The sequence below is a fragment of the uncultured Tessaracoccus sp. genome (assembly GCF_947255005.1).
GTDB lineage: Bacteria > Actinomycetota > Actinomycetes > Propionibacteriales > Propionibacteriaceae > Arachnia.
The window spans coordinates 23,448-40,310 of the sequence record NZ_CAMYFI010000011.1 but is presented as its reverse complement, the minus strand read 5'-3'; the positions used below and the strand labels follow the sequence as shown (position 1 = coordinate 40,310).

Sequence of the window (16,863 nt, the reverse complement as noted above, 5' to 3'; positions counted from 1 at the left end):
CTCGTGATCGGTAGCCTCAGCATCAGTCAATGCTGAGGCCATGACGTGTAAGACGTGGGAGGTCGAGCCATGGTGATGGCGATCGGTGCGCTGGTGTGCGGAGCCGGTGTGGGCATGGGACTCGCGAGCATGCTCCGGGGCGAGGCCACCGGTTGGTACGTCATGGCCGCGGCCGGGTTTCTGGCCGTCCTCCTGACGCTTCTTGTGCAGCGCCTTGAACGCCGTCAGCTCGCTGCGGTGAAGGCAGGGCGAGGTGGCATCGCGCGTCGGGACAATATTGAGCTGACTGGCGAAACCGACAGCGACAACAGCCCCTACTATTCGCAGCCGTGGCCCGGCACATTCGCTGCATCAATCGATGATCCCTACGGGATGGCTGAGCCAGACCGCCGTACCCAGGAGGAACTGCTGCGGGTCGTCCGCCCCAAACGGCCATGGATCCTCACCCGTCTTCTGGCGGTGCTGGCCTTCGTGATCGGCCTGGCTATTCCGCTTATCGCGCTACACGACGAGATCGCAGAAGCGCTCTGCGACTTGGCGCCAGGTATCGCTGTCGTGGTGTTCCCAGGTTTCGAGCCCTCCTCCCCCGCTGTACCGCCGTCGCCCACCAGCTCGACGCCAGAGGCCGAGGTATCGGCCGGGCCTGCCCCTGGCGACCACGAGACGCCATCGGAGCCCACGCCCGAGCCGTCGGAATCCCCGGCGGAGCCGGCGGTCTTGCATCCCTACGACGAGCAAGATCTCGCCACCATCCTGGCCGAGATCGAGACTATGGCAGGCACGTCGGAGATCACAGAACTGAACATCTACGACACCCATATCAAGGCGCAGATGCCGATCAGCAGTGGCTCGGATAAGTTCGACGACTACCAGTACCACCAGGCAACTGGCTTCGAGCACATAGGCCCTTCACCCATCCAGCCACGTCCCAAGGACCAAAAGCGCTTTGACCTGGCTGAGGTCAAGCCAGCCGTCGTTGCGGACGTCTTGCGGAAAGCGCCCAAGGATTCTGGTTTCGAAAAGGAGACGCCCTCCCACGTGATCGTCTCCCACCTCACCTGGGGCAGCGTGAAGAACCAGACGAAGCTCCGCGTCTACATCGGGGACGACTACGGCAATGCGATGCTGTACTACGACACCTCCGGCAAGCTGCTCAAAGTGCACAAGTAGCCAGCACTCCCCTCCCCTGCCAGCCGCTCAGCACGGAGCGTTACCGAATGCACGCGAGCGTTAGACGTGAAGCACGACGGTGGCGAAGCCCGAGCTGGACCTCGCCACCGTCGATTGTGTGACGATCAGAAGTTGATCATGTGCCCGGCGATGCCGTGGGCGGCTTCCTTCATCGCCTCGGACAGCGTCGGGTGCGCGTGGATGTTGCGTCCGATCTCGTCGGCGGTGAGATCGTAGGCTTGCGCCAGTGTGAGCTCAGGCAGGAGCTCCGTGACGTCGGGGCCGATCATCGCTGCGCCCAAGATTTCGTTGTAGGTGGCGTCGGCAATGATTTTCACGAAGCCAGTGCCGTCGCCCAAGCCCCAGGCCTTGCCGTTGGCGGCGAAGGGGAACTTCGACACCTTGACGTCGTAGCCCTTCTCCTTGGCCTGCTCCTCGGAGTACCCGAACGACGCGATCTGCGGCTGGCAGTAGGTGGCGCGCGGGATCATGTCGTAGTTCACGGGGAACGTCTCGGCTCCCGAGATGGTCTCGGCAGCGACCACGCCCTGTGCCTCAGCGGTGTGCGCGAGCATGATCTTGCCCGTGCAGTCGCCGATGGCGTAGATGCCGGAGACGTTAGTGCGCATGTAGTCGTCGATGGCGATGGCGCCACGCTCGGTGAGTTCGACGCCGGTGTTCTCGAGGCCGTAGCCCTCGGTGCGCGGAGCGAAGCCGATGGCGGAGAGGAAGCGGTCGGCTTCGAGCACCTGCTGGTCTCCACCCTTGGCAGGGCTCACCGTGACACGCACGCCCGAGCCGGTGTCTTCGATCTGCTCGACTTTCGTCGACGTCATGAGCTTGATGCCCAGCTTCTTGTACGCCTTCGCCAGCTCGGCCGAGACTTCCTTGTCTTCGGTGGGGACGATGCGGTCGAGGAACTCGACGATGGTGACGTCACAGCCGTACTGGCTAAGCACGTAGGCGAACTCAGTACCGATGGCGCCGGAGCCGCCGATGATGATGGAGGAAGGAACCTCATCGGCGAGGATCTGTTCCTTGTAGGTGACGACGTTGTCCGACGTCTTCGTGCCAGGCAGCATCTTCGTTGTCGCGCCTGCGGCGATAATGCAGTTGTCGAAAGTGATTTCCTGGGTCTTGCCCTCATCGTCGGCGACGGAGATCGTCTTGGCATCGACGAAGGTGCCCCAGCCATGGATCTCTTGGATCTTATTCTTCTTCATGAGGAAGTGGATGCCCTTGATCATCCGCTCGGAGACGCCGCGGCTGCGCTGGAATGCCTTGCCGTAGTCGAGCGTGACCTCTCCCTCGATGCCGAAGGTATCCTTCTCGTGGGTGAGGATGTGCGCCAGCTCGGCGTTGCGCAGGAGGGATTTCGTCGGGATGCAGCCGACGTTGAGGCAGACGCCGCCCCAGTATTCCTTCTCGATGATGGCAACCTTCTGGCCCAGCTGGGCAGCGCGAATGGCGGCGACGTACCCACCGGGGCCGGCGCCGAGAACGACCGTTTCAAAATGTGAGCTCATGACAGCAACTCTAGTCGTGAAGCGAAGTGAGCGACACCTCCCCCATCTCCTTGGCTGATCTCATGTGTGAGATAGCATCGGGCGAGTGAGTAGTGCAACGAGTGAATCTATTGGTCGTCTCATCCACGACGCTCGCATCTCCCGTGGCTGGTCCCAGCAGCGGCTTGCGGAGGAGGTCGGCACCGCCCAGAGTGCGGTGCACCGCATTGAGACCGGCCAGCAAAACCTGTCGCTCAGCATGATCGACCGCCTGGCAGAGGCGCTCGAGATGCCGCTCATCCAATCCGCCACTCGCGGGGCTATGAATTTGCGCATCCAAGGCGAAACCAAACTCGCTGGCGAGATCGAGGTGCGCTCGTCGAAGAACGCTGCTGTCGCGTTGCTGTGCGCCTCTCTCCTGAACCGCGGTACTACCACGTTGCGCGGCATCGCCCGCATCGAAGAGGTCGACCGCATCAGCGAGGTGCTCGCTTCCATCGGTGTCGACCTCACCTGGACCGGCGACGGCAACGATCTCGTTATCCGCCGCCCCGAACGCCTCACACCCGAGACCATCGACCAGCGCGCAGCCAAGCGCACCCGCTCCATTCTGATGTTCCTCGGCCCCCTCATGCACGAGTTCGATACCTTCCAGCTCCCCTACGCCGGCGGTTGTGATCTCGGTGCGCGCACTGTGCATCCCCACATGTCCGGACTCAGCAAGTTGGGGCTTTCCGTGCTCGCCACCGACGGGCAGTACCAAGCCACGGTGAGCAAGGACGGAGCTGACAAGCACTTCGTCACCCTCATCGAGCGCGGCGATACCGTGACCGAGAACATCATCATGGCGGCGGCGGGAACATCCGGCACCACCACCATCCGCAACGCGTCGGGCAACTACATGGTGCAAGATCTCTGCTTCTACCTGCAGTTACTCGGTGTCAGGATTGAGGGCATCGGCACCACGACCCTGCGTATCACAGGTGTCGAAGACATCAACGTCGACGTGGAGTACGACATCTCAGAAGACCCCATCGAGGCGATGAGCTTGTTGACCGCAGGCATCGTGACCCAGTCGGAAATGACGGTGCGGCGGTGCCCGGTGCAGTTCCTCGACGTTGAACTTGCCGTGCTGGACGAGATGGGCCAGAAGTTGGAGCTGTCGAAGGAATACCTGAGCCGTAACGGGAAAACTCGCCTCGTCGACATCACCTTGTTCCCTTCTGAGCTCAACGCTCCCATGGACAAGATCCACCCGATGCCGTTTCCAGGCCTCAATATCGATAACCTCCCTTTCTTCGCAGTCATCTGCGCTGCGGCAACGGGGCAGTCGATGATCTACGACTGGGTGTACGACAACCGCGCGGTGCATTTGCAGAAGCTCGCAGATTTGGGCGCCAACATTCAGGTGATGGACGCTCATCGTCTGCTCATCATCGGCCCGACGAAGTGGCGTGGCCGCACGATACAGACTCCTCCGGCCCTACGCCCGGCCGTCTGCCTGTTGCTCGCCGCACTTGCCGCGAAGGGCACGACGGATCTGCTCGATGTGTACGTCATCAATCGCGGCTACGAGGATCTCCCGCAACGGCTCAATAAACTGGGTGCCGATATCAAAACATTCTGGGGTGACGCTGAGGAGTAACAACACTCCCATCCCTCATGCCTCGTGTTTGCCGAAGCGGACGGTGCGGTGTGTGTGAGTACGCGGCATAATGGCCGGTATGGCTGTCACATCGAGCGAATACCTGAGCCCACGGTTCATTCCGTTCGCACATCGTGGCGGTTCATTCTTGCCCGCCAACCTCGGCATCGAGAACACCATCCGGGCGTTCCACAATGCGGCGTCCCTGGGATACCGCTACATGGAAACCGATGTTCATACCACGGCAGACGGACACCTCGTTGCCTTCCATGACGACCATCTGGCGCGGGTGACGGATTTCCAGGGCAAGCCAGGAGACCTAACGCTCAAAGAGCTGAAACAGCTCCGGGTGGGAGACCGAGAAGAGATCCCCACTCTCGATGAAGTGCTCGACGAGTTCCCCCAAACGATGTTCAACATCGACATCAAACACAAGCGCGCAACCGTAGAGCTGTCGAAAGTCATTACGCGCCACAACGCGCAGGCCCGCGTGTGCGTCGCATCATTTTCTCAGGCACGTCTGCGTTTGTTTCGCAAACTTCAACCGACCGTCACCACAGCCGCATCCCCCAGCGCAGTCGCAGGTCTCTTAGCGGGCGTCGTGCGCACGCGAGGTGACGTCTATCAAGTGCCGATGTGCACCCGCATTGGCCCAGTGGAGCGTCACATTGTGACACCGAGAACCATCGATCTCGTGCACAAGGCAGGCAAAAAGATTCACGTGTGGACCATCGACGATGACACCACCATGCACCGGCTCATCTCCTGGGGAGTTGACGGAATCATGACGGATCGTCCCGAATTGCTGAAATCAGTCCTACGCATGCGCGGCATGTGGTCTACTCGATAGCAAGGGCTAACGTCGGGAACCAAATGGCGACATAGCTCGTTATATCTTGGTGAGGAGGTTTCATGGCTGATCATGCACTCCGAGGCGTTGGCCTCGGTTCAAAGACCTTTGAAGATGAACAAGGCATCGAGTTCGCGGAGCGTCAATCGCTCGCCTTTGACTGCCCCAACGGGCATCATTTCGAGGTGACGTTCTCCGTCGAAGCTGACCTGCCCACCGAGTGGGAATGCAAGAAATGCGGCCAGACTGCTGTGCGCTCCGACGGAGTCGTTGGCGAGGAGAAAGAAGAGAAACCCGTGCGTACGCACTGGGACATGCTCCGCGAACGTCGCTCTATGCCCGAGCTGGAAGATATTTTCAAGGAACAGCTCACCAAAAAACGCGAGGGCGATGGTTACTGACCCGGCCAGCCCTCTGCGTCGTCGATCACGGTTCCCTCGATCATGAGGGGATCGTTGTCATTGTCTGGCGACGTTTCGGGTGCCTCATTGACGACTTCCCCCGGAATGACGCCTTCTTCTGCTGCTTGCCGCTCAGCTTTGCGACGCATCGCCCAGCGATGCATGTGGTCGAAGCTTGCTTTCAGCAGTGGCCTCGTGAACGGCAGCACGAACAAGAGCCCAATCACGTCGGAGATGAAACCGGGGATGATGAGCAACACTGAGCCGAACATGACCTGGCTGGTGTCGTTCTCTCCCTCTGGGAGCGGTTCTTCCGTGAGCGCTCGTTGCCTGAAGCGGTGCAGCGATCGTTTGCCCGCTCGCATGAGTAATACGACGCCGGCCAATGACGTGCCGACGAGCAGGAACAGCGTCCACCACCCAATCGTGCGAGACAGCCAGATGAGCACCGCTATCTCAGCTATTGCCCAGATCACGAAAGGCGCCGCTAGGATCGCGAACACGAGCCAGGGCGATGGTGGTCGCTTGGCGGGTTCAGCCACGGCGGAACAGCCCCTTCACTTGCTTGATGCGATGGTCGATACCCCACAAGGTGGTGCGGATGAGCGCTTCGATCACGATGTTGCGGCTCATCTTGGAATCGCCTAGCTCGCGTTCCACGAACGTGATTGGCACCTCCACCACTGTGAAGCCATGTTTCAGCGCCCGCCACACCATGTCGATTTGGAAGCAGTACCCCGCTGAGGCGACCTCGTCGAGGTTGAGACCCTTGAGAGTGCTGGCGCGGATGGCATTGAACCCGCCGGTGGCGTCCTTCACCGGAATGCCGAGCCACAGCCGCGTCCACAACGAGCCACCCTTGCTGATGAACTCCCTCGTCTTGGGCCAATTCACCACCGACCCTCCGGGAACCCAGCGCGAACCCTTCACCATGTCAGCACCGTCGGCGATGGCGTCGAGGAGCCTCGGAAGCTCCTCAGGTTGGTGGGAGCCGTCGGCATCGTGCTGTACGAGCACGTCGTAGCCTTGTTCGAGACCCCAATGGAAACCCGCGAGATACGCGGCACCGAGGCCCTGTTTGCCTTGCCGGTGCATGACGTAAACGTGGTCGTCGCCCGCGGCGAGACGGTCGGCTATGTCGCCGGTGCCGTCGGGAGAATTGTCGTCGGCAATCAACATGTGCGCGTCGGGGACGGCGTTGCGTAGGCGCGTGGTGACGGACTCGATGTTTTGTGATTCGTTGTAGGTGGGGATGATTACCAACACTCGACCCACCGCGCTGTCGTCACGCATCAGCCACCTCTTTTGACGTCGTGCCGGCCAGCTTACCCCGTGTGCGGAAACGCCGAACGAGCAGGAAAGCGAGCGCGCCAACCGTCGCGACGAAGGCGGTCCGCGAGATCAGGGGTCCGACGGTGACCGCCGGCGTCAGGCGGTAGCGCAGTGGCACCGTGACTAGACGTTGCGCGCCCTCAAATTCCGCCGTGGGCTCGAGGAACGCGCCCCGTTCCGTGACGTAACCGGAGATGGAATTCAAGGTGCTGACGACGATCTCGCGGCCCAGCTCCTTCGCGCGGATGCGGTTCATGGTTTGCTGTTGTGGGATCTGGAATGTGTTGGCGTAGGTGTTCTCGTTGGATTGCGAGACGATCACGTTCCCACCGGCACGCACGGTGTCGTAGACGGTGTCGTCGTAGGCCAGTTCGAAGCAGACGATGGTGCCTACCTTGAGCGATGGGTAGCGTGCGACGGGTGTGTCGAGCACGCCGGGCTCAGTGCCGGGAACGGATTGCCTGCCCGTCATCTCAAGCATCGGGATGAGCGGCAACAACACATCCCGAAACGGAATCCACTCGCCAAAGGGCACGAGATTGCGCTTGTGATACGTGGCAGTGGGCCCGGAGGTTGGTCCCCACCAAAGCGCTGAGGTTTGGCGTGCATCAGGCGGGTTGTCGGGCAGCGTCACGGCCCCGACGAGCACCGGGGCCCCAGAGAGTTTTGCCGCCGCGTCGACGCGGCGCCTGGATTCGTCGTCGCGCAAGGGGTCGATGTCGACGGCGGACTCTGGCCACAGCACAAAGTCGATGTCGGTATCGGTGGTGCGCGCCGTCGCCATCGCCATCACCGTCGAGCTGAGGGCGTTGTTCGTCACTGCTCGGGCATAGTAAGGGCCGCCGTACTCGTGACGATTCACGTTTGGCTGCACGACCGCCACCGTCACGTGCTGTTCCGGTTGAGTCGAGGGAACGAAGAGCAAACATCCGCTGACGATGAAGGCGAGCAGCACGACTGGGGCAGTGCGCCGCCAATGCCGCACCAACAGCAGCTGTGAGAGCCACACCATGATGAGTGTCACCCCAGCCATACCTACGTACGGCAGCAAACCGCGCAGCGGTGAATCAGCGAGCGTGAACGCCAAACGTGTCCACGCGAAACCACCGAACGGCCAATTCCCGGAGACAAATTCCACTGAAACCCATGCTGCTGCCACCCACACCGGCCACAGCGGAAGACGAAGCAACACAGTGATGAGCAGACCCGTGAGCCCCATCCACAGCGATGCATAGGCAACCAACCCGATCGCGATAGGTATGCCCAGTACTGCAATCCAGGAAATGGTGAGGGTGTTCAGGGCGATGCCGGCCAGGTAGGCGTAGCCGAACGCGGCGCGCTTGCGCATGCCGACGACGAGCCACGTCAGGAAGGCGAGCCCGACCATCGTCGCAGGCCACAACCCAAGCGGGGCTTGCCCGGCGCCAATGAGTAGCCCCGCAACCACAGCCAGCAATGCGGTAGCCCAGGTAGGAAGCTCTCGACGCTCGATCACGCAGGAAGCCTACCGGTAACATGCCATGCTAGGCACGTGACCACACTCATGGCTTGCGATACGTCGTACCTCTTCTACCGTGCCTTCTTCGGACTACCATCAACGCTCACGTCGCCAGAGGGACACCCTGTGAACGCCGTGCGCGGCACCTGTGATTTCCTTACGCGTCTCGTCGGGCGCTACTCCCCCGACCACTTGGTATGCGCCTGGGATGATGACTGGCGGCCAAACTGGCGGGTCGCGCTCGTCGCCAGTTATAAGGCCCATCGGGTGGCCCCTGACGGTGGGGAGCTCGTCGACGAGAACCTGGCCAGGCAAATCCCTTGGGTGCGTGCAGCGCTCGAGGCTGCTGGAGTGCCTGTCATCGGGGCCAGTGGCTACGAAGCCGACGACGTGCTGGCGTCACTGGCCGCCAAGCATGAGGGAACGACGCTCGTCGTCACCGGTGACCGCGACCTCTTCCAGCTCGTCGACGAGCACACGTCGGTGGTGTACGTCGGCTCGTCGGTGGCGAAGAGCGAACTCATCACTCCCGACGACGTGCTGACCCGTCACAGCGTACCGGCGGCGCGCTACGTCGACTATGCGGTGTTGCGCGGTGACCCCTCCGACGGGCTCCCTGGCGTGAAGGGGATCGGTGACAAAACAGCCGCGGCGCTCGTCGAGCAGTATGCGACGCTGGAGGCCATGATTGAGGCGGCGGGAGACCCGTCGGCCACGATGCGCCCCGCGGTGCGCAGGGGGCTGCAAGAGTCCGCTGACTACGTGTTGCGGGCGCGTGAGGTGACCACCACCGTCGCCACACTCCCCCTCGCGGTGCCGGAATCCCCCGGCCCGGACCGCGACGCCGTGATGGAGCTCAGCGAACGTCTAGGGCTCGGACAGTCAGTAGCGCGGCTTGTGGATGCGCTCGTCGCGACGCAGTAGGTAGAGGCCAGCGCTGCCGAGCAGGTTTCCGAACAGGTTGCCGAAGCGGTGCTGGTGGCCGTGTTCGTCGAGGGTGAGCCGGCGGTCGATGCGGAAGCCCATGCGATTGAACAGCGGCTCGAGGTCTTTGATGGACGTGTAGTGCAGGTTGGGCGTGTCGAACCACTCGAACGGAAGGTCGCTGGAGATGGGCATCCGCCCGCGCAGGATGCGCGCGCGGTTGCGCCAGACGACGAAGTTCGGCATCGAGACGATGGCTTGGTGCGCGATGCGTCGGATCTGGGAGAGCACCTCAGTCGGGCGGTGCACTGCCTGCAGCGTGCGCGAGAGGATGACGACGTCGAACGAGTCGTCGCCGAATTCATCGAGCTGTTCGTCGATATCCAGCTCAATCACGCTCACACCGCTGCGGATCGCGGCGAGCACCTCGGACGGTTCGATTTCGACGCCGAGCCCGGTGCAGCCCTTGTCGTGGAGGCGCAGGAGAAGCTCGCCGTCGCCGCAGCCGAGGTCGAGCACGCGCGAACGTTCCGGTACTAGCTGGGTGATGAGGTCGTAGTCGGCGCGGGCAGTCATCGGCTCTCCCATGCTCGGTCGAGGAACGCGCGGATGGTGGCGTGGTAGTCGTCGATGTCGAGCAGAAACGAGTCATGTCCCCACGGCGACTTGATTTCTCGGAATGACACCGGCTGATGGGCGCGCTCCAGATGGCGCACGATGCGCCGCGAGTCCTTCGTCGAATACCGCCAGTCGGAGTCGAAGCTCATGACGAGGAAGGTCACCTGATGCTGGCTCAGGCGGTGCAGCGCATCGTCGTCAGCGAACGCGTCGAAGTAGTCCATGGCGCGCGACAAGTAGAGGTAGCTGAGTGCGTCGAAGCGCGACAAGAACTTCTCGCCCTGGTATTCTAGGTAGCTTTCGACGGCGAAGTCGACGCCGAAATTCTTCGTCAACTGCTGGTACTGGGCTTGGCGTCCGAACTTCTCGCCAAACGCTTCCTCCGACAGGTAGGTGATGTGCGCCATCATTCTCGCGACGGACAACCCGCGCGCAGGTGCGGTATCGAGCTCATGAAACTGACCGTTGTGGAACTCTGGGTCGCGCATGATGGCTTGCCGGCCGACGGCGGAAAACGCAATGTTTTGCGCTGTCAGGCGCGACGACGCAGCGATGATTATGGCGTTATCCGTGTCTTCTGGGTGGCGCAGCACCCAATCCAACACCTGCATGCCACCCAGCGAGCCCCCGACGAGCGCCGCCCAATGGCTGATGCCCAGGTGCTCCCCTAGCTTGCGGTGCACGGTGACAAAGTCGGAGACAGCGAGCAAGGGAAAGTCGAGACCGTACGGTTTGCCCGTCGCAGGGTTGGTGGACGACGGCCCCGTCGTGCCCGAGCAGCCGCCGAGGAGATTGGCGGAGACGACGAACCAGCGGTCAGTATCGAGCGGCTTGCCGGGCCCAATAAGGTTGTCCCACCAGCCGGGCTTCGCCTCCCCCGCGTGGTGCCCCGCCGCATGCGCGTCGCCGGTGAGGGCATGGCACACGAAGACAGCGTTGCTGCGGGCCTCGTTCAGCGTGCCGTAGGTTTCGTAGGCGACGTCCACCTCAGTGAGTTCGACACCCGATGCAGTGCGCAGCGGGTGCCGAGAGTCGTAGAGCCGGACGATGTTGGTTTCGACGATCATCGCCAGTCATCATCTCTCGAATCGGTGGCTGGCGCATCTCGGCCCACGAGGCTCACTGGGCGCTCGGTTGCTCGTCCCCGGCGAAGCCGTAATCGTCGTCGAGGGCATCTGGGAATTGGGCGTTCAGGAAGTCGAAGAAATTCATGATGGTGGTCACCCCAACAGCGACGGCGTTCTCAAGCTGCTGGTCAGTGACACCTCGGTCGAAGTCGTGGGTGAAGTCGGCCACAAAGACGCAATTGTCGTCTTCATCGGGGATGGTGATGGCTCTCGGAAAGAGCTGGTTGCCGTTCCATTCGTTGACCGTCTGGAAGGCGACACCGAGGTTGCTGACGTCGAGGCTCGGCCACCACCTGGCCTGCACATTGAGCGCGATGTCCTCGTCACCGGGCCCAGTGACCGTGAACCAACAGGGGTGTCCGCCCTCGATGACCGCGGAGAGGAGCCCGTCTTCCTCTTCGAATTCAAGCTCCATGTTCTGCAGCGTTGCGACGAGGCGCTCGTGGGTGATCGGCGCGAGCGTGGCGGCGTCGTCGGCGAACTCGGGATGGGATGCAACGGCATCTGGCATGGGAGTACTCCTTGTTGCTTGAACGTACCTCGCAACACACAGTAGCGGGCACCCATTACTGCGGTGCCCGCTACTTGGTTGCGCTGTGCCGGGTTCAGACCCCAGTCTGTGGCAGATCAGGACGCTCAGGTGAGGGACGCTCAGCGTCGTTCTGGTCGTCGTCGGATTCGTCTGGTGACGGATCGGGCTTCTCCGGCGAGGGCTGCGTGTCTTCGTCGGATTCGTCACCCTGGGCGCTGCCCTTGAGCGTCACGTCGGCCCACACGAGGCGGTGGTCCGAGGTGGGGAACGGGTACTCCCCGGTGAGCCTCGACAGCGGGTCGGATTTCACCGGCCAGAACACGCCTGCATCGCTGACCTGCATGGTTTCGGCGTTGAACAACGTGTAGTCGACCCGGATGTTGCCGGGGCGCGGGTCGTCGTTGAAGTCAGCGGTGTCGTACTTCGGGTCAGACTTGTGGCTTTCGTTGGCGCCACCTTGCTTCGCTGCCTCGACGGCGCCCTCCGACGTCGGCTTTGGGTCCAGCACGAGGGGGTGATTCAGTAGCTGGTCGATAGAGCCGGGCATGGAGTCGCCGTCGTTGGGGTCGGAGTTGTAGTCGCCGAGGATTGCGAAGTGCGAACCGGCTTCGAGGCCGCCCTTGGTGCCCTTGTTGTCGTAGAGATAATCTGCCTTGCCGGAGATGTAGTCGGCCCAGATGCGGATCTCGTCGTTGTTGCGCCGCTTGTTGCGCTGTTCCGGGCCGTCGAAGGACGGCGGTGTCGGGTGTGCGGCGAGAACATGGAGCGTCTCGTCGCCTACTTGGACGGGGATGTCGGCGTGGGTCTTCGACGAGAGACGCACCTGCTCGACCTCGTCGGCGTCGAACCAATCTGCAGGCATGGCGTTGTCGGGCATGTCCTTCCAGAGGAAGTTCTGGAACGTGCGGACGTCGTCGGTGTTGATCGGGTACTTGGAGTACACGACGAAGCCGTACTGGCCGGGAAACTCGCCGAAGCCCCAGGCATCGTCCGGGCCGCCGACCTCGCCGTCGTTGTTGAGATCCAAGCCAGACGGCACGCCGGTGTTCACCGGGCCGCTCCAGGCATACGGGTAGGTGACCGGGTCGGCACCGTGCTGCGAGACCTCGAGGTAGTTCGTGCGGAACAGGTCTTGGGCCGTGCCGTTCTCGTCGTAGTCGAACTCGTTGACCAGGATGATGTCGGGGTTTGCGCGCTGGATAGTTTCAGCGGCATTGCGTGCCTGCTTGTTGTCGCCGTTGCTGAGGTGCTCGATGAGCTCGCCTTCCGCGGAGCGGTTCAGGCTCGCGTTGAAGGTGGCGATGCGCAGGGACGAGGGTGCGGACTCATCCGCTTGAGCCGTGCTGGCGAGGCCGCTGGCCACCAACAACGTGGTGAGCACGGGGGCCACGATGCGTTTGAACATAGATAAACTCCTTGGATCGATGCCCCAGACAATAAAGGCACGGGCGGTGCAACTGGCTGGCTGCTGGGGTAAACGTTGAGCAAACAACGAGCAACACGTGCCGATTGCTTCACTACGTGGTGCCCGTGAGGTCTACTCGCCGTGCTCTCCCCACCTGCTGATAGCGATCTGGCTGGCATGTCATCAGGATGATCTGTGCATGCTGACCAACTTGCCCGAGCGCCAACCCCAGAGCACGCAACCGCTGGGGGTCAGAAAAGCCGAGAGCGTCGTCGATGATGACCGGAGCTCCCTCATCTGGGGAGACGAGATTCGCACAGGTGAGCCTGCCCAGCAGCGCGAGTTGCTCCTGCGCGCCGCCGGACAGCTGGCTGAACGCGACGGTACGCCCGTCGAGTGTGCGCGAGACGATGTTGAGCTCGGGGTCGATCTCTACCTGCACATCCTTTCCGAACACCACTTTGGCCAGCGATTCTAGGCGCTCCTTGAACGGTTCCACGTAGCGTTCTTGGGCGGCGCTTCGATGTCGAAGCCATACCTCACGCAGCAGTTTCGCTGCCGATGCCGCACGGTGCAGCCGCGCATGCTCATCGACGGCTGCCTCGAGTTCGGCCCTGGCTTCGACGAGAGCATCAAAGAGGCCGAGGCGGGCACGATCGTCGATGAGGGCGCCCAGTTCCGTGAGCCGCGACTTCGCATTGTTCAGCTGCTCGGAGGCCGAAGCACGATTGCCTTCGGCGTTCGCAAGCCACATGCGCACGGTGTCGACGTCGGCATCGTCGAACTTACTTTGCGCAGCGTCACGCGCGGCGGTTGCTTCCGTTACGGCGGCTTGGGCTTGCGTGGCCTCCTCGTCGAGGGCGGCATCGGCTTTGGCAACGCGGTCTTGGGCTAGCCGCTGCTGGTGCAGCTCGAACGCCGCCTGGCGGGACTCCAAAGCACTCGCCGTCTTCTCGTACGCCAACGCCGCAGCGTGTGCCGAAGCCTCGCGCGCGGTGAGCGCCGTAGCGGAGGTATCTCGTTTCTGTTGGGCTTCGTCGCGACGCTGCCTGGAACGGACGTAGGCATCTTCGAGCTCAGGGATGGGTGCTTCAGGGGCTGGCTGCTCCCCTATTGCCGCCTGTAGCGCCGCTACCTCGTGTTCGAGATCGGTGATCGTTGTGCCGTCGAGTAGGTGTTCCAACGCAACCGATGCGCGCTCCAATGCCAACGACGCGTCGTGGCGGGCGGTTGCAGCGTCCTTCGCATCATCGATTGTCGCGATGGAGAGTTCGTCGAACGCCTGATGCAACGCGGCGGTGGCTTCTGCGAGGCGGGTGCGCTCCTCGTCGGGAGACTTCCCCGGCCGGACCTCCACGGTGAGCACATCGTCGACGTGTATTCGTACGGGTTCGAGCACGGGACGTTCGAGGTGTGCCCCTTGTTTCAGCGATTCATCTTCGAGTTGCACTGGCTGTTGGCCATGCACGTCGACGGTAACGAGCGCGGCTGCGGCCTCGCTGGCTGCTGTGGCGGCGTCGAGGTTGGCCTGCAGCGTGACGAGGCGAACGACGGCCGCGTCATCGATGTGGTTGGCATCGAGTACGGCCGCAGCCCGTGTGCGGATGGCGTCGGCTTCGCGTACTTCAGCGAGGCGCTTGGTGAGGAGCTCACATTGAGCGATGCTGCGGGCATGGAGCAGGCGTTGCTCGGCCTGCTCTTGGCTGGCCTGGGCCTCGTCGAGGTGCCGTTGCAGGGCATTGAGTTCCGCTTCGGCCTCTGCATGCGCCTGCACAGCCGCGTCGCGTTCTTCTAACAACTGCGTAACATGCACACGCTGTGCTTGCAGCTCATGCTCATCCTCGGTGAGCCGCTTGATGCTGAGCCGCCGACTGGATTGAGCATCAAGTACATGCTGCAAGGCTGATTGCGCTGAGGTGAGCTTCGACGCTGCTGAGCGCAGTGCTTCCTCCGCTGCCTCGGCGGCATCGGCTTGTTGCTGGAACTTGGTGACCTCTTCTGCGCTGTGGGCTTGCTGCTTGGTCAGGTTGGTGATGCGCTCAGCCACCAATGCGTGTTCATCGGTGAGATGCTGCATGTGGATGCTCGCCGATTGGGCTGCATCGAGCGCTTCCTGCGCTTCGTCAACGCGTGCCTCGGCAGCGGCATAACTGCCTGTTGGTTTCCCCGTCGGAGTGAAATAGCGCGAGAACTCTTCGTCGATACGGTGTAGCAGCAGGTCGTCGCTCTTAGACGGGCTCTCGTCGCCGAGCGCGCTCTGCAACGATCTCAAATTGACGAGCTGCGGCTGGCGCAGCGATTCTCCTTGGCGGCTCTCCAATGCGTCGAGCAGGGCCACGTCGGTGGTCTCGTTGAGGATGGCAAGGTAGCGCTCGTGTGCTTCCCTGCCCGAGAGCTGTTCCGGCTTGGGCTTGAGCACGCGCAGCTCAGTGAGGGGCTTCTTCAGCCAGCGCTTGCGGTACGTCAGGCGATACTTCCCCGTGCTCACGGTGACCTCTGCCTCGGGGCCAGCATCGAGCCCGACGGTCTGTACCTCCTTGACGGCGCTCTTCTTCGTGCTATCCAGTTCCGTACGGAGCAGGCGAAGCGCCTCCGCCACCGACGATTTACCCACCTCATTCGGGCCAGCAACGACGGTGATGTGCTCGTCGAACTCGATGGTGCGCTCGACGATGCCTCGGTAGTTGCGCAGCGTGATGGAATGCAGCTTCATCGCGCACCTCCTGCGAAGCGGTACAGCAAGCTGAGGGCGTCGTGTGCTGCCCCCGCGTCGTCCTCGTCGTCGCTGGAAGCACGTTGGATGAGTTCCTGCAGCGCGCCGTCGGCAAACCCGGTGAGGCCGAGGTCGGAGAAGTCGGCATCGTCAGGAATCACCGCTAGGTCGTTGTGGCGTTCCCAGATGCTGAGTTTTGCGAAGAGATGCGCGAGATCGTCGAGCGCGGTTTCGAGCTTTGCATGCTGCACCGTCGTGAGAGTGCCCGATAGCCGTAGCCACACCGCAGTGCGCGACTTGTGCTCGATGCTTTCCAAACGTCGGGTGAGGGCCTCCACGTCGGCGTCGGAACCGAGTGTTGCTTCCACGACGAGGAACTGCCACTGCCCGACGTGCAAGGTCTCGACGGTGGCTCCTCCAGGTTGCACATCGACGAGCAGCACATTGCCTGGATCTGGTTCGCGTCGGCTCGTGACCTCGGGTGTGCCGGGGTACCAAATGCCGTCGGCCACTTGGGTGGTGGAGTGCTTGTCTCCCACCGCGACGAAGTGGATCAGGCCGTCGTCCAGCGCCTGAGCGAGCCGTGGGACGTCGAAGGTAGAGGGTTCGTCTGGGTCTGGGTTGAGGGTTGACGCTGCCCCGTGACCGGCGAGCATGCGGACCATGCCGTCCGGCGGTGGCTCGAGACCGTCGATGGCCTCGCCCAGGAGATCTGTGAGCGGACGTTTGGATTTCCAGGGCGCTCCCACAACTTCAACGCCCTCGCACACCGCGAACGGCTCGCTGCTGCGAAACACATGCACATGGCTGGGACAACGCTGCTGGAACGCCTGCGAGTTATAGATGGAGGAAGCATCCAGTGGATCGTGGTTGCCGGGAACCAGCACCAGGGGAACTGCGATGGCGCGCATGGCCTCAAACGCCTGCGCCAGCACTCGTCGATCGAGTTGATTGGATTCGAACACGTCGCCGCATACGACGACGAACTCAGCCCCGTGTTCGTCAGCCAATGCCCCGATGTGTCGCACAGCCTCGAACCGAGCCTCCAGGTACCGCGGGCGTGCCTGTTCGTCGAGATAATGCGCGGTCATGCCGAGCTGCCAATCGCCTGTTGCGATGAACTTCACGGGCCGCCTCCTCGCA

15 protein-coding genes are annotated in these 16,863 nt (G+C 62.4%); 5 read left to right on the top strand and 10 right to left on the bottom strand.

The window, feature by feature from the left end; genetic code table 11:
• Positions 1-69: 69 nt before the first annotated feature.
• Positions 70-1,170: a hypothetical protein gene (locus Q0X61_RS04130; RefSeq protein WP_297740637.1), complete on the top strand. Its 1,101-nt coding sequence runs from the start codon at positions 70-72 to the stop codon at positions 1,168-1,170.
• Positions 1,171-1,295: 125 nt separating this feature from the next.
• Here Q0X61_RS04130 and lpdA read toward each other — a convergent pair whose 3' ends face one another.
• Positions 1,296-2,696 carry a dihydrolipoyl dehydrogenase gene (gene lpdA, locus Q0X61_RS04125; protein WP_297740635.1) on the bottom strand — a complete coding sequence of 467 codons (1,401 nt, stop codon included), beginning with the start codon at positions 2,694-2,696 and terminating at the stop codon, positions 1,296-1,298.
• A gap of 85 nt (positions 2,697-2,781) precedes the next feature.
• On the opposite strand from lpdA, the gene Q0X61_RS04120 reads away from it, so the two are divergent.
• The 3 genes from Q0X61_RS04120 (at position 2,782) to Q0X61_RS04110 (ending at position 5,571) form a co-directional block, all read left to right on the top strand.
• The gene (locus tag Q0X61_RS04120) at positions 2,782-4,320 is read left to right on the top strand and encodes a UDP-N-acetylglucosamine 1-carboxyvinyltransferase (protein ID WP_297740633.1); all 1,539 of its coding nucleotides are present in this window, start codon (positions 2,782-2,784) and stop codon (positions 4,318-4,320) included.
• A gap of 79 nt (positions 4,321-4,399) precedes the next feature.
• Positions 4,400-5,170: a glycerophosphodiester phosphodiesterase gene (locus Q0X61_RS04115; RefSeq protein ID WP_297740631.1), complete on the top strand. Its 771-nt coding sequence runs from the start codon at positions 4,400-4,402 to the stop codon at positions 5,168-5,170.
• A gap of 62 nt (positions 5,171-5,232) precedes the next feature.
• Positions 5,233-5,571: an RNA polymerase-binding protein RbpA gene (locus tag Q0X61_RS04110; RefSeq protein WP_297740629.1), complete on the top strand. Its 339-nt coding sequence runs from the start codon at positions 5,233-5,235 to the stop codon at positions 5,569-5,571.
• Here Q0X61_RS04110 and Q0X61_RS04105 read toward each other — a convergent pair.
• The 3 genes from Q0X61_RS04105 to lnt are packed head-to-tail and all read right to left on the bottom strand — an operon-like array spanning position 5,565 to position 8,398.
• Positions 5,565-6,047, bottom strand: coding sequence for an FxsA family protein (locus Q0X61_RS04105; protein ID WP_297740627.1), 483 nt, complete (start codon positions 6,045-6,047; stop codon positions 5,565-5,567). The genes Q0X61_RS04110 and Q0X61_RS04105 overlap by 7 nt on opposite strands.
• 58 nt (positions 6,048-6,105) lie before the next feature.
• The gene (locus Q0X61_RS04100; RefSeq protein WP_297740625.1) at positions 6,106-6,864 is read right to left on the bottom strand and encodes a polyprenol monophosphomannose synthase; all 759 of its coding nucleotides are present in this window, start codon (positions 6,862-6,864) and stop codon (positions 6,106-6,108) included.
• Positions 6,857-8,398: an apolipoprotein N-acyltransferase gene (gene lnt / locus Q0X61_RS04095; RefSeq protein ID WP_297740623.1), complete on the bottom strand. Its 1,542-nt coding sequence runs from the start codon at positions 8,396-8,398 to the stop codon at positions 6,857-6,859. Before lnt ends, Q0X61_RS04100 begins: the two co-directional genes overlap by 8 nt.
• A gap of 36 nt (positions 8,399-8,434) precedes the next feature.
• On the opposite strand from lnt, the gene Q0X61_RS04090 reads away from it, so the two are divergent.
• Positions 8,435-9,325: a 5'-3' exonuclease H3TH domain-containing protein gene (locus Q0X61_RS04090; protein WP_297740621.1), complete on the top strand. Its 891-nt coding sequence runs from the start codon at positions 8,435-8,437 to the stop codon at positions 9,323-9,325.
• On the opposite strand, the gene metW is transcribed toward Q0X61_RS04090, so the two are convergent.
• The 6 genes from metW to Q0X61_RS04060 all read right to left on the bottom strand — a co-directional run bounded on the left by metW (position 9,284) and on the right by Q0X61_RS04060 (position 16,847).
• The gene (gene metW, locus Q0X61_RS04085; protein WP_297740619.1) at positions 9,284-9,901 is read right to left on the bottom strand and encodes a methionine biosynthesis protein MetW; all 618 of its coding nucleotides are present in this window, start codon (positions 9,899-9,901) and stop codon (positions 9,284-9,286) included. The genes Q0X61_RS04090 and metW overlap by 42 nt on opposite strands.
• On the bottom strand, positions 9,898-11,010 hold the full coding sequence (locus Q0X61_RS04080) for a homoserine O-acetyltransferase (RefSeq protein ID WP_297740617.1): 1,113 nt from the start codon (positions 11,008-11,010) through the stop codon (positions 9,898-9,900). Before Q0X61_RS04080 ends, metW begins: the two co-directional genes overlap by 4 nt.
• Positions 11,011-11,062: 52 nt before the next feature.
• Entirely contained in the window at positions 11,063-11,581 is a 519-nt protein-coding gene (locus tag Q0X61_RS04075; protein ID WP_297740615.1) for a YbjN domain-containing protein, read from the bottom strand.
• Positions 11,582-11,675: 94 nt separating this feature from the next.
• Complete coding sequence (locus tag Q0X61_RS04070; protein WP_297740613.1) at positions 11,676-13,007, bottom strand: endonuclease/exonuclease/phosphatase family protein; 1,332 nt, start codon at positions 13,005-13,007, stop codon at positions 11,676-11,678.
• Positions 13,008-13,119: 112 nt separating this feature from the next.
• Positions 13,120-15,720, bottom strand: a complete 2,601-nt coding sequence (locus Q0X61_RS04065) for an AAA family ATPase (RefSeq protein ID WP_297740611.1) — start codon at positions 15,718-15,720, stop codon at positions 13,120-13,122.
• Entirely contained in the window at positions 15,717-16,847 is a 1,131-nt protein-coding gene (locus Q0X61_RS04060) for a metallophosphoesterase (protein ID WP_297740609.1), read from the bottom strand. The genes Q0X61_RS04065 and Q0X61_RS04060 overlap by 4 nt, the downstream gene beginning before the upstream one ends.
• Positions 16,848-16,863: the final 16 nt, after the last annotated feature.

What these genes read in the sequence shown, in the direction of transcription:
- Q0X61_RS04130 (WP_297740637.1), top strand. Translation starts at nt 70, where the DNA reads ATGGTGATGGCGATCGGTGCGCTGGTGTGCGGAGCCGGTGTGGGCATG.
- lpdA (WP_297740635.1), bottom strand. Translation starts at nt 2,696, where the DNA reads ATGAGCTCACATTTTGAAACGGTCGTTCTCGGCGCCGGCCCCGGTGGG.
- Q0X61_RS04115 (WP_297740631.1), top strand. Translation starts at nt 4,400, where the DNA reads ATGGCTGTCACATCGAGCGAATACCTGAGCCCACGGTTCATTCCGTTC.
- Q0X61_RS04110 (WP_297740629.1), top strand. Translation starts at nt 5,233, where the DNA reads ATGGCTGATCATGCACTCCGAGGCGTTGGCCTCGGTTCAAAGACCTTT.
- Q0X61_RS04100 (WP_297740625.1), bottom strand. Translation starts at nt 6,864, where the DNA reads ATGCGTGACGACAGCGCGGTGGGTCGAGTGTTGGTAATCATCCCCACC.
- metW (WP_297740619.1), bottom strand. Translation starts at nt 9,901, where the DNA reads ATGACTGCCCGCGCCGACTACGACCTCATCACCCAGCTAGTACCGGAA.
- Q0X61_RS04080 (WP_297740617.1), bottom strand. Translation starts at nt 11,010, where the DNA reads ATGATCGTCGAAACCAACATCGTCCGGCTCTACGACTCTCGGCACCCG.
- Q0X61_RS04075 (WP_297740615.1), bottom strand. Translation starts at nt 11,581, where the DNA reads ATGCCAGATGCCGTTGCATCCCATCCCGAGTTCGCCGACGACGCCGCC.
- Q0X61_RS04070 (WP_297740613.1), bottom strand. Translation starts at nt 13,007, where the DNA reads ATGTTCAAACGCATCGTGGCCCCCGTGCTCACCACGTTGTTGGTGGCC.
- Q0X61_RS04065 (WP_297740611.1), bottom strand. Translation starts at nt 15,720, where the DNA reads ATGAAGCTGCATTCCATCACGCTGCGCAACTACCGAGGCATCGTCGAG.